9 protein-coding genes are annotated in these 11529 nt (G+C 72.7%); 3 read left to right on the top strand and 6 right to left on the bottom strand.

Annotation, left to right across the window (positions count from 1 at the left end):
- Positions 1-6: 6 nt before the first annotated feature.
- From CR165_RS19005 to CR165_RS18985, 5 genes are all read right to left on the bottom strand, one after another.
- On the bottom strand, positions 7-1149 hold the full coding sequence (locus CR165_RS19005) for a beta/alpha barrel domain-containing protein (RefSeq protein ID WP_109518576.1): 1143 nt from the start codon (positions 1147-1149) through the stop codon (positions 7-9).
- A 20-nt stretch (positions 1150-1169) separates the two neighbouring features.
- Positions 1170-2549: a class II 3-deoxy-7-phosphoheptulonate synthase gene (locus tag CR165_RS19000; protein WP_109518522.1), complete on the bottom strand. Its 1380-nt coding sequence runs from the start codon at positions 2547-2549 to the stop codon at positions 1170-1172.
- Positions 2550-2652: 103 nt separating this feature from the next.
- Entirely contained in the window at positions 2653-4236 is a 1584-nt protein-coding gene (locus CR165_RS18995; RefSeq protein WP_181378242.1) for an alkaline phosphatase D family protein, read from the bottom strand.
- A gap of 68 nt (positions 4237-4304) precedes the next feature.
- Complete coding sequence (locus tag CR165_RS18990; RefSeq protein WP_109518520.1) at positions 4305-4892, bottom strand: LysE family translocator; 588 nt, start codon at positions 4890-4892, stop codon at positions 4305-4307.
- Between the two features lie 69 nt (positions 4893-4961).
- Positions 4962-6413 carry an N-acyl-D-amino-acid deacylase family protein gene (locus tag CR165_RS18985; protein ID WP_109518519.1) on the bottom strand — a complete coding sequence of 484 codons (1452 nt, stop codon included), beginning with the start codon at positions 6411-6413 and terminating at the stop codon, positions 4962-4964.
- Positions 6414-6599: 186 nt separating this feature from the next.
- Here CR165_RS18985 and CR165_RS18980 point away from each other — a divergent pair, with 186 nt between their 5' ends.
- The 3 genes from CR165_RS18980 to CR165_RS18970 all read left to right on the top strand — a co-directional run bounded on the left by CR165_RS18980 (position 6600) and on the right by CR165_RS18970 (position 10948).
- The gene (locus CR165_RS18980) at positions 6600-7367 is read left to right on the top strand and encodes an IclR family transcriptional regulator (RefSeq protein WP_109518518.1); all 768 of its coding nucleotides are present in this window, start codon (positions 6600-6602) and stop codon (positions 7365-7367) included.
- Between the two features lie 140 nt (positions 7368-7507).
- Positions 7508-9883, top strand: a complete 2376-nt coding sequence (locus CR165_RS18975; RefSeq protein WP_109518517.1) for a penicillin acylase family protein — start codon at positions 7508-7510, stop codon at positions 9881-9883.
- Between the two features lie 87 nt (positions 9884-9970).
- Complete coding sequence (locus CR165_RS18970; protein ID WP_109518516.1) at positions 9971-10948, top strand: aldo/keto reductase; 978 nt, start codon at positions 9971-9973, stop codon at positions 10946-10948.
- A 46-nt stretch (positions 10949-10994) separates the two neighbouring features.
- Here CR165_RS18970 and CR165_RS18965 read toward each other — a convergent pair whose 3' ends face one another.
- Positions 10995-11516, bottom strand: coding sequence for a YaiI/YqxD family protein (locus tag CR165_RS18965; RefSeq protein WP_109518575.1), 522 nt, complete (start codon positions 11514-11516; stop codon positions 10995-10997).
- Positions 11517-11529 lie beyond the last annotated feature (13 nt).

The following is an 11529-nucleotide window of genomic DNA, read 5'->3' as shown; positions in this document are numbered from 1 at the left end:
CACCGCTCAGTTGGCCGGCTGCTTCCGGCGGGCGCCGTTGCGGTGCAGGAGGAACTCGCGCCCCAGCTTGACCCGCGCCACGCCGTCATAGGAGACGATGTCGGCCGTGGCGTAGGTCTCGCTCCAGGTGTTGGGGATGAAGCTGCCGGTGCCGACCACGTCGATCGGCGCGCGCGCCTCGTTCATCACCCGGCACTTGGTCACGCCGAAGCCGGAGGAGGCGACGATCCGCACCTTCGGGAAGCCCGCCTCGTCCAGCGCCTCGCGGATGCGCCAGATGGCGGCGGCGGAGACGCCGGTGCCCACCAGGTGCCGCAGCTCGGTCTCGGAGCGGTAGCGGCGGATGGCGCCGGGCACGTGCCGCTCCAGCACGGCGTAGGATTCCGCCGGGTCCAGCCCCTCCAGGAAGCGGCCGCCATGGGTGTCGAGCCGCACCGCCAGCCGCCCGCTCTCCGCCAGCTCAGGGAAGCGCTGGCAGACGCCGAGGCTGTCCGTCACCTCGCGGCCGAAATAGTCCACCAGCACCGTCAGCGGCTCGTCCGGATAGGTCTCGTGGAACATCTCGGCGGCGCGCACCGTGCTGCGGGCGTAGCCGATCAGCGCGTGCGGCATGGTGCCGTAGCCATGGCTCTTGCCGAACCAGTGGGCCGTGGCGTCGTTGGCGTTGCCGATGAAGCCCTTCGCCCCCTCGCGCTGCGCCGCGGCGCTGCCGACCGAGGCGGCATAGGCCATCATCTCCTGCATCTCGGCGCCGGCGCAGTGGCGGGCATCCATGGCCAGGAAGCTGGCGCGGGGCAGTTCCAGCGCCATCTGGAAGGCGTTGTGCGCCGCCACGCAGGCGGGGCCGAGCTTCTGGAGATAGAGCGTCTCCAGGTCGGCCAGCGCGTGGAAGGAGCCGGTGAGATAGACCATGGGGTCGCCCGCGCCGACCCACTCGCCTTCCTTGTGCACCAGCTCGATCTCGAAGGGCGTGCCGCGCGCCGCCGAGACCCGCTCCAGCCAGTCGATCATCAGCCGCGGGGCGGAAACCACGGGGCGGCGCATGAACACCGCGTAGGTGACCCGCGCATCCCCGAACCGGCCGACGATGGCCTTGGTGCGGTTGAAATAGGCGTCCGTCTGGCGGGCGATGGCGGTGTCCTCCACCATCGCCGAGTTGTGGCCCTGCGTCACTGCGCCGCGATCAGCGGCAGCGCCGCGCCCTCCGGCCGGCGGGCCTTCAGCTCCTCCGCCACCAGGAAGGCCAGTTCCAGCGCCTGCTCGGCGTTCAGGCGCGGGTCGCAGAAGGTGGCGTAGTTGGCGGAGAGGTCGGCCTCCGTCAGGCGGTGGGCGCCGCCCACGCACTCCGTCACGTTGCTGCCGGTCATCTCGACATGCACGCCGCCGGGCCAGGTGCCCACCTCCTGGTGCGCGTCGAAGAAGCCGCGCAGCTCGGCCAGGATGGAATCGAAGGAGCGGGTCTTGTAGCTGCCGGCGGTGTGGGTGTTGCCGTGCATCGGGTCGCACAGCCACACCACCTCGCGCCCCGCGCGCTGGATGGCGCGCAGCAGCGGCGGCAGCTTCTCGCCCACCTTCTGTGCCCCCATGCGGCTGATCAGCGTCAGCCGCCCGGGGATGTTCTCGGGGTTCAGGATCTCGGTCAGGCGCACCAGCTCGTCGGCATCCGTGGTCGGGCCGACCTTGAGGCCGAGCGGGTTCTTCACCCCGCGCAGGAACTCCACATGCGCGCCATCCGGCTGCCGCGTGCGGTCGCCGATCCAGAGGAAGTGCGCCGAGCAGGCATACCAGTCGCCCGTGGTCGAATCGACGCGGGTCAGCGCCTCCTCATAGGGCAGCAGCAGCGCCTCGTGGCTGGTGTAGAACTCCGTCTCGCGCATCTGCGGCGCCGAGGCCACGCCGCAGGCGGCCATGAAGCGCAGCGTCTCGTCGATGCGGTTGGCCAGGTCCTGGTAGCGCTCGGCCAGCGGCGAGCGGGCGACGAAGCCCAGGTTCCAGCGGTGCACCTCGTGCAGGTCGGCATAGCCGCCGGTGGCGAAGGCGCGCAGCAGGTTCAGCGTGCCGGCCGACTGCATGTAGGCGAATTCCATCCGCCCGGGATCGGGGATGCGCGCCTCGGGGGTGAATTCGGGGCCGTTGATGATGTCGCCGCGATAGGAGGGCAGCGTGACCCCATCCTGCGTCTCGGTGTCCGAGGAGCGCGGCTTGGCGAACTGCCCGGCCATGCGGCCGAGCTTCACCACCGGCAGCGAGGCGCCGAAGGTGAGCACCACCGCCATCTGCAGCAGCACCCGGAAGGTGTCGCGGATCGGGTTGGCCTTGAAGTCGGCGAAGCTCTCAGCGCAGTCGCCGCCCTGCAGCACGAAGGCCCGGCCCTGCCCGGCGAGGGCCAGGGCCTGCTGCAGCCTGCGGGCCTCGCCTGCAAACACCAGCGGGGGAAAGCTCGCGAGCCTGGCTTCCATCGCATTCAGCCTGGCCTGGTCCGGATAGTCCGGAACCTGCCGGATCGGCATTTCTCGCCAGCTTCCGGGCTGCCACCCGCGCACCGTCATGACACTTAGCGTCCTCAGACTATTTCTTGGCCGGGCAGGATAAACCCAGCACGCCCCCGAGTGCTACGGCCGAAGCACCCGCGCAGCGCATGGAAGCCGTGTCTCAGCCCGGCAGCAGGGCCGGATTTCCCGCCTCCACCACGAAGCGCCCCCGCTCCTCCCGCGCCGCGCCGGGCCGGGTGACGGCGGCGACGGCCACGAAGGCGCTCTCCACCCGCCCTTCCCGCGCCTCGTGCAGGGTGTAGCCGCGCCGGTTGTTGAAGAAGCGGAGGTGCGGGTTGCGCGCCAGCATCGCCGGCGTGGTGCCAAGCTGCTCCGAGCCGTCGCCACCCGAGGAGATGGAGGTGGCGACGTATTCCACCCCCAGCGCCGGCCCCTCCGCGGCGTCGCGGTGCAGCGTTCCGGCCCAGGCACTGTGCACGTCGCCCGAGAGCACCAGCAGGTCGCGCAGCCCGGCGGCCTCGGCGCCGGCCAGCAGCCGCTCCCGCGCCGCCGGGTAGCCGTCCCACTTGTCCATCGACAGGCGCGGCGGCTCGCCGCCGAAGGCGCGGCGCAGCATCGGCACCTGCTGGGCCAGCAGCGACCAGCGCGCCCGGCCGGGGCGGAGGCGGCCGGCCAGCCACGCCTCCTGCGCCGGCCCCAGCATCTGCGCCGCCGGGTCGTCCCAGGCGGCGCAGGGTGCCACGGTGCCGTCGCCGCAGGGCTGGTCGGTGCGGAAGCTGCGGGTGTCCAGCACCGAGACCTCCAGCAGCCGCCCGAAGCGGAAGCCGCGCCAGGCGGTGATCTCCGGCCCGCGCGGCAGTTGCGCGGCGCGCAGCGGCATGTGCTCGTACCAGGCCTGGAAGGCGGCCTGCCTGCGCAGCGCGAAGATCTCGGGCGGCACGGCGGGCCGGCCATGCCGTGTGCCGTCATCGGCCGAGAAGGCGCCGGCCCAGTCGTTGTGCACCTCGTGGTCGTCGAAGGAGGGCAGGAAGGGGTGCGCCGCATGCGCCGCCGCGAGGTGGGGGTCGAGGCGGTACTGGGCGTAGCGGTTGCGGTAGTCGTCGAGCGAATACAGCTCGTCGGAATTGTGCCGGCGTGGCTGGCCGCCGCGCGGAGCGCCCTCGTAGATGTAGTCGCCATAGTGGAAGACGAAGTCGAGTTCCGGCTCCTCCGCGATGTGCCGCCAGGCGGTGAAGTGGCCGTGCTCGTAGTGCTGGCAGCCGGCCTGGGCGAAGCGCAGCCGCCCCGGCATCGCCCCCGGCGCCGGCGCGGTGCGGGTGCGGCCAACCGGCGAGAGAGCCTCGCCGGCGCGGAAGCGGTACCAGTAGGGCCGCCCCGGCCGCAGCCCGGAGACCTCCACATGCACGGCATGGCCCAGCTCCGGCCGCGCCAGCGCCACCCCCTCGGCGGCGATGGTCCGCATCTCCGGCTCCTCCGCCACCTGCCAGGAGACCGGCACGGCGCGCCTCGGCATGCCGCCCCCCGCCAGCGGCTCCGGCGCCAGCCGGGTCCAGAGCACCACGCCATCCGGCCAGGGCTCGCCGGAGGCGACGCCGAGGGTGAAGAGGTCGTCCGTGAAGCGCGGCTGCGCCCAGGCGTGGCGGGCGGCGGGTGGCTGCAACGCGGCCAGTGCCGCGAGCCCCGCGGCGCCGCGCAGCAGGCCACGGCGGGAAAGCTCCAGGATGTGGCGGGCGGTGCTGTCCATAGCGGGCCTCGGGCGGAGTCGGCGGGCGCGCAGCATGCCATGCCGGCCATGACCGGCGGATGACGCCCTCAGCCGAGCAGCGGCAGCAGGCTGGCGGCCAGCAGCAGGCCCATGGCGGCGTTGAACACCCGCCAGGCGCGCGGCATGCGCAGCGCCCGCCCGGCGCCGAGGCCGAGCGCCACCCACACGGCGAGGCAGGGCAGCGACACCACCCCGAAGGCCAGGGCGATGCGCAGCCCGCCGGCGAGCGCCCCTTCCCCCGGCACCGAGAAGGCAGCGGTGGCCGCCAGCCCCACCAGCCAGGCCTTGGGGTTCACCCACTGGAAGGCGGCGGCGGCCCAGAAGCCCATCACCCGCGCGGGCGCGCCGGGCGCCGGCGGCGGCGCGGTGCCGATGCGGAAGGCCAGCCAGAGCAGCCACCCCGCTCCCACCCAGCGCATGGCGGATTGCGCCATGGGGCTGGCCGCCAGCGGCGCCGCCAGCCCCAGCGCCACCACCAGCAGCAGGACCACGAAGCCGGCCGAGATGCCAAGCATGGCCGGCAGCGGCGCCCGCGCCCCGCCGCGCGCGGCCATGGCCGCCACCATCAGCGTGTTCGGCCCCGGCGTGACCGAGGCGGCGATGGCGAAGCCCAGCAGCGGCAGCAGCGTTTCCATGCCCGAAACGAAGCGCGAAACGGCATCAAGGTCAATAATGCTGACCTTTCCGGTGCCGCGCCGCGGGCCTCAGCGGTTGCGGGTGACCAGCCGGCCCGGCTTCTCGCCGGTCTCCTTGCCGCCCGCGAAGGTGGCCACGCCATTGGCCCAGACCTGCTCGATGCCGACGCTCATCTGCACCGGGTTCTCGAAGGTGGCGTTGTCCATCACCGTGTTGGGGTCGAACAGCACGAGGTCGGCATAGGCGCCCTCGCGCAGCACGCCGCGATCGACCATGCCGAAGACCTGCGCGGCGCGGCCGGTCATCTTGTGGATGGCCGTCTCCATGTCGAACAGGCCGAGCTGGCGGGTGTAGAAGCCCAGCACACGCGGGAAGGTGCCCCACAGGCGCGGGTGCGGCTTCTCGTCATGCGGCAGCCCGTCCGAGCCGATCATCGAGAGGGGGTGGCGCATAATGCGGCGCACATCCTCCTCGTCCATCTGGAAGGTGACGGCGCCGGCCGGCGTCAGCCGCTCGGCGGCGGCGCGCAGGTCGGTGTTCCAGCCGCGCGCAATCTCGGAGAGGTCCTTGCCCGCCATCTCCGGATAGGGGACGGACCAGGTGATGATGGTGCGGAGATCATCCCGCACCCGGTCCGGCATCAGCACGGTGGAGCCGGCGGGGTAGGGATAGACGTCATAGGCCACCTCCTGCATCGAGGCGGCGGCCTGGATCAGCGCCAGGGTCTGCACCGAGCGGCCGTAATTCTCCGGCATCGAGCACTTGTGGTGGCTGATATGCGCCGGCACGCCGAGGCGGCGGGCGATCTTCAGCGTCTCCTCGATCGAGGCGCAGATCTTGTCCGCCTCGTCGCGCATGTGGGTGACGTAGAGGCCGCCCATGGTGCGCATCGCCTCGCCCACCGCAATCACCTCCTCGGTGGAGGCCTGGGCGTTCGGCGCGTAGTAGAGGCCGGTGGAGAAGCCGGAGCCGCCCTCGGCCAGCGCCTGCTTCAGCCGCGTCTGCATGCGCAGGATCTCGGCATCCGTCGCGGCGCGGTAGGGATCGCCGCCCATCGCCTCGACGCGCAGCGTCTGGTGGCCGATCAGCGCGTAGGTGTTCACCTCGCTGCCCTTGGTCTTCAGCGCGTGGGCGTAGTCGCCGAAGCTGTCGAAGGTCCACCACTGCTCGTCGCCCAGCAGGTCGAGCGGCGCGGGCGGGCGCTTGGCGGTGTGGCGCATCGGCGAGAGGCTGATGCCGCAATTGCCCACCACCACGGTGGTGACGCCCTGGCTGATCTTGCACAGCGTGCAGGCCGGGCCGCAGAGCACGGCACGGTCGTCATGCGTGTGCGCGTCGATGAAGCCCGGCGCGATGGCCTTGCCGGTGCCGATCACCTCGCGGTCGGCACTCATGCCGCCGAGGTCGCCGACCCCCACGATGCGGTCGCCGCTGACGCCGACATCGCCCACCCGGCGCGGCCCCCCCGTGCCGTCGTAGATCGTGGCATCGCGGATGATGAGGTCGCAGCGGAGCGCCATGGCGGACAGATCCTCTTGGCAGGCGGCAGGGCCGCGGGAACAACGGACGGCAGGGCCGCGGATCATGCCCCCGTCCGGCGCGGTGATCCAGGGCGGCAGGGCGGAAAGCGGCGGGTTTTTCCCCTTCGCTCTTGCACCATGGCCGCCATGGCCCCAAGACGCCCGGCACAACGGGAGGGGCCGGAAATGGCGGACGACAGGCTGTTCGTACAATCCTTGCAGAAAGGTCTGGCGCTGCTGGAGGCCTTCTCACGGCAGCCGGGCGAGCTGAGCCTGAACGAGCTGGCCGCCCTCTCCGGCATCGACCGCAGCTCCGCCCAGCGCATGGCCCACACCCTTCTCAAGCTCGGCTACCTGGAGCGCGGCAACAACGGGCGCGGCTACACGCCAGGCCGCAAGATCCTCGACCGCAGCTTCGACTTCCTGCGCAGCCGGCCGCTGGTGGAGCGCGCCACCCCGGTTGTGATCGACCTGCAGCGCAGCACGGGCGAGCGCGTCGACCTCAGCCTGTTCGACGGCACCACCATCGTCTACGCGCTGCGCCGGCAGACCAAGCGGGAGACCTTTTTCGCCACGCTGGTGGGCCGCCGCCTGCCGAGCTTCACCGCCGCCGGCGGCCGCGCCTGCCTGGCCCACCTGCCGCGCGAGGAGGTGGCCGCGCTGCTCAACCGCGCCGATCTGCGCCCGGTGACGCCCAAGACGCTGCTCGACCCCGACGCCATCACCGCCCGCATCGACCTGGCCCGGCGCGAGGGCTACTGCCTGGCGCAGGAGGAGATGCTGATCGGCGAGGTGGTGATCGGCGCCGCCATCCTCGACCAGCAGGGGCGGCCGGTGGGGGCGATCCATGTGGCCGGCTCGCTGGCCGAGTGGCCGGCGGCGCGCTTCGCCGCCCGCTTCGCGCCGCTGGCGCTGGAGGCGGCGCGCGCCCTGAGCGGCGGCAGCGGCCGCTGAAGGCCGTTGCGCGGCGGGGATGGCGGGGCGACAATCGCATGCCGATATCGCCTTGTCCCGCAACGACTTTTCCCCGGATTGCGCCCTGCGGCGCGGGCTTCTAGCCTCCCGCCCTCGCGCTGCCAGGGACGCCGTGACCGATGACCGAGACCACCCCCAAAGACACATTGCCGCCGCATGAGCGCATCGCCGTGGCCGGGCTTCGGCAACCGGCCTCGATCCATGTGGACCGCTGGGGCATCCCGCACCTGCGGGCGGAGAACGAGCACGACCTGTTCCTGGCGCAGGGCTTCAACGCGGCGCGCGACCGGCTCTGGCAGATCGACCTCTGGCGCAAGCGCGGCCTCGGCCTGCTCGCCGCCGATTTCGGCCCCGGCTACCTGGCGCAGGACCGCGCCTCCCGCCTGTTCCTCTACCGCGGCGACATCGAGGCGGAATTCGCCGCCTATGCGCCGGATGCACGCGCCATCTGCGAGGCCTTCGTCGCCGGCATCAACGCCTATGTGGCGCTGGTGGAGGCCGAGCCGGACCGCCTGCCGCCCGAGTTCCGCGCCATGGGCACGCGGCCGCAGCGCTGGGCGGCGGAGGATGTGGTGCGCATCCGCAGCCACAGCCTGACGCGCAACGCCCTCTCGGAGGTGATCCGCGCCATCATCCTCTCCCGCGCCGACCTCGCCACCGACCTGCTGCGCAAGAACCTGGAGCCGATGAAGGAGCCGGTGCGGGCGGAGGGGCTGGACCTCTCCACCCTCGGGGTCGAGGTGCTGACGCAGTTCAAGCTGGCCACCGCCGGCGTCACCTTCTCGGCCGAGCGCCTCGCCGCGCCGCTGGGGGATTGGCGCCGCTGGACGGGGGTGAGCGACCTCGGCGAGGTGGTGCAGGGCGCCGAGATGGAAGGCTCCAACAACTGGGCCATCCATGGCAGCCGCACCGAGAGCGGCCGGCCGATCCTGGCCTCCGACCCGCACCGCGCCCATGCCGCGCCCTCGCTGCGCTACATCGTCCATCTGGAGGCGCCGGGCTTCAACGCCATCGGCGCCGGCGAGCCGGGGGTGCCGGGCATCTCCATCGGCCACAACGGCACGGCGGCCTTCGCGCTGACCATCCACGGCGCCGACCAGGAGGATGTCTATGTCTACGAGACGGCCGCCGACCTGCCGCGCCACTACCGCCACGCCGGCGGCTTCGAGCCGATGGAGGTGGTGGAGGAGCGCTTCGCGGTGAAGGATGCGCCGGAGCAGGTGCTGGAGCTGTGCTTCACCCGGCACGGCCCCGTCATCGCGGAGGACCGCGCGGCGCGGCGGGCGGTGGCCATCCGCACCGTCTGGTCGCAGCCCGGCGCGGCGCCCTATCTCGGCAGCCTCTCCTCGATGCGGGCGCGCAGCCTGGCGGAGTTCCGCGAGGCGCTGCGCCGCTGGGGCACGCCCTCGGTCAACAAGGTCTATGCCGATACGGGCGGCACGGTGGCTTGGGCACCGGCCGGCTTCGCGCCGCAACGGCCGAACTGGGACGGGCTGCTGCCCGTGCCGGGCGATGGCAGCCATGAATGGTCCGGCCTGCTGGACCCGGCGGAATACCCCTGGCGGGTGGACCCGCTGGAGGGCTTCGTGCACAGCGCCAACGAGCAGAACATGCCGGCCGACTGGCCGCACGCGCGGAAGACCTTCGGCTACGAGTGGACCGAGGCCTCCCGCGCCCGCCGCATCCGCGAGGCGCTGACGCGCGGCCCGCTGCTGACGCTGGCCGATTCCACCGACCTGCAGACGGATGTCACCTCCCTGCCCGCCCGCCGCCTCTGCGCCCTGCTGCTCTCCCTGCCGCGCGGGCGCGAGCCGGAGCTGTGGGCCGCCCGCGCCCTGCTGGAGGAATGGGACCACCGGCTGGAGGCGGACAGCGCCGCCGCCGCGCTGTTCGAGGTGTTCGTCACCAAGCACCTGAAGCCGCGCCTGCTGGCGGCGCTGGTGCCGGATGCCACGCTGCGCCCGCTGCTGCTGCCGCAGGATATGGAGAGCCTGCTGCGCGCCGTGGAGCAGCCCGATCCGCGCCTCGGCGCCGACCCGGCCCGCGCGCGCGACGCGCTGCTGACCGAGTGCCTGCTCGCCGCCTTCCGCGACTGCGAGGCGCGCATGGGCGTCTCCCCGGCCGAGTGGCAGTGGAGCCGGCTGCACCAGGGCTATTTCAGCCACGCGCTGATGGGGGTGGCGCCGGAGGCGGGCAACCTCGATGTCGGCCCCTTCCCCGTCGGCGGCAGCGCCTCGACGCCGATGCACACCGGCTACCGCCCCTCCGATTTCCGCTGCACCTACGGCGCCTCGGTCCGGCTGGTGATGGATGTCGGCGAATGGGACAACAGCCTCTGCATCAACGCGCCGGGCCAGTCGGGCGACCCGGCCTCGCCGCATTACGCCGATCTCGCGCCCCACTGGGCGCGGGGCGAGTATGTGCCCCTGCTCTATTCGCGCGCGGCGGTGGACGCGATGGAGATGCAGCGCATCGAGCTGGTCCCGGCCGGCTGAGCCGGCAACCCGGGGCGCCGGGCGGCGTCTCTCCGTTGAGCGCGGCGCCCTGCCCGGGCGCCGCCCCGCCAGCAGGAGAGATGCCCGATGCCCAGCCAACGCTTCGCCCCGCCCGGCCCGCTCGGCTTCGGCGGCGCGCCCCTCGGCGACATGTTCGACCGCGTGGACGAGGCCACCGCCGAGGCCAGCCTGGAGGCCGCCTGGGAAAGCGGCATCCGTTACTACGACACGGCCCCGCATTATGGCGCCGGCCTCTCCGAGCACCGCTTCGGCGCCGTGCTGCGGGAGAAGCCGCGCGACGACTACGTGCTCTCCACCAAGGTCGGCCGGCTGCTGGTGCCGAGCGTCGAGCCCGAGATCGGCGAGCCCTTCGTCAGCGGGCTGATGTTCCGCCGGCAGGTGGACTATTCCGCCGCCGCCGCCCGCCGCTCGGTGGAGGACAGCCTGCAGCGCATGGCGGTGGGGCGCATCGACATCGCCTATGTGCACGACCTCGCCCCCGACCACCTGGGCGACGGCTATGACGAGGCCTTCCGCACCGCGCGCGATGGCGCCTTCCGCGAGCTGACCAGGATGCGGGAGGAGGGGCTGATCCGCGCCTGGGGCCTCGGCGTAAACCTGACCGAGCCCTGCGTTCGCGCCCTGAAGGAATCCGACCCCGACGTGTTCCTGCTCGCCGGCCGCTACAGCCTGCTGGACCTCTCAGGGCTGAAGGAGCTGTTCCCGCTCTGCGCCGGGCGCGGCGCGCACATCGTGGTGGGCGGCCCCTACAATTCCGGCCTGCTCGCCGGCGGCCGCAACTTCGACTACCAGGAAGCCGGCCCCGAGCAGGTGGCGGCGCGCGACCGCATGGCCGCCGTGGCGGCCGAGCATGGGGTGGACCTCAAGGCCGCCGCCCTGCAGTTCTGCGCCGCGCACCCGGTGGTGGCCTCGGTGATCCCCGGCGCCAAGCACCCCGACCGGGTGCGCCAGAACGCCGCGCTGATGAAGCGGGAGATCCCCGCCGCCTTCTGGGCCGCGCTGAAGGAGCAGGCCCTGCTGCCGCCGAACGCGCCCACGCCCTGAGCCGGCGGGCGGGAAGCGGGAGGAGAGCCCCGCCTCCCCCGCCGCCTCAGATGTCGAGCCCCGGCCGCCACAGCACCGGCGCCGGGTTGCTCACGCCCCGGATCGCCGCCTGCACCTCCGTCTCCAGCGCCGAGAGGAAGCGGGACTTGTCGGCGGCCGCCATCGGCGCCGGGCCGCGCGTGGTGGCGCCGATCTCCCGCAGGTGGCGCGCCACCTCGCGCCCGGCCAGGGCGCTGCCGATGTTGTCGGTGGTCCAGACGCGGCCGTTGGGCGAGAGCGCCCGCGCGCCGCGCGCCAGGCAGCGCGAGGCCAGCGGGATATCGGCGGTGATGCAGAGATCCTGCCCGCGGATGCGCTCGGCGATCCAGTCATCGGCGGCATCGGCGCCCTCGGCCACGATGACGCGGCGGATCCAGGGCACTTCCGGCAGGCGGATGCCCCGCGCGCCGTTGGAGACGACATGCACCACCAGGCCCAGCCGCCCGGCGACGCGGAACACCTCCTCGCGCACCGGGCAGGCATCGCCGTCGATCCAGATCTCCGGCGCCTTGGCATCCGGCTCAGTCATGGTGCCCACCATT

The organism is Teichococcus aestuarii (assembly GCF_003116135.1).
Classification (GTDB): Bacteria; Pseudomonadota; Alphaproteobacteria; order Acetobacterales; family Acetobacteraceae; genus Pseudoroseomonas; species Pseudoroseomonas aestuarii.
The sequence above is the reverse complement of the archived record's forward strand: the minus strand, read 5'-3'. Positions and strand labels throughout refer to the sequence as shown.

Excerpts from the sequence above, each read along its gene's own strand:
- CR165_RS19005 (WP_109518576.1), bottom strand. The coding sequence starts at position 1,149 with ATGGTGGAGGACACCGCCATCGCCCGCCAGACGGACGCCTATTTCAAC.
- CR165_RS19000 (WP_109518522.1), bottom strand. The coding sequence starts at position 2,549 with ATGACGGTGCGCGGGTGGCAGCCCGGAAGCTGGCGAGAAATGCCGATC.
- CR165_RS18995 (WP_181378242.1), bottom strand. The coding sequence starts at position 4,236 with ATGGACAGCACCGCCCGCCACATCCTGGAGCTTTCCCGCCGTGGCCTG.
- CR165_RS18990 (WP_109518520.1), bottom strand. The coding sequence starts at position 4,892 with ATGGAAACGCTGCTGCCGCTGCTGGGCTTCGCCATCGCCGCCTCGGTC.
- CR165_RS18985 (WP_109518519.1), bottom strand. The coding sequence starts at position 6,413 with ATGGCGCTCCGCTGCGACCTCATCATCCGCGATGCCACGATCTACGAC.
- CR165_RS18980 (WP_109518518.1), top strand. The coding sequence starts at position 6,600 with ATGGCGGACGACAGGCTGTTCGTACAATCCTTGCAGAAAGGTCTGGCG.
- CR165_RS18975 (WP_109518517.1), top strand. The coding sequence starts at position 7,508 with ATGACCGAGACCACCCCCAAAGACACATTGCCGCCGCATGAGCGCATC.
- CR165_RS18970 (WP_109518516.1), top strand. The coding sequence starts at position 9,971 with ATGCCCAGCCAACGCTTCGCCCCGCCCGGCCCGCTCGGCTTCGGCGGC.
- CR165_RS18965 (WP_109518575.1), bottom strand. The coding sequence starts at position 11,516 with ATGACTGAGCCGGATGCCAAGGCGCCGGAGATCTGGATCGACGGCGAT.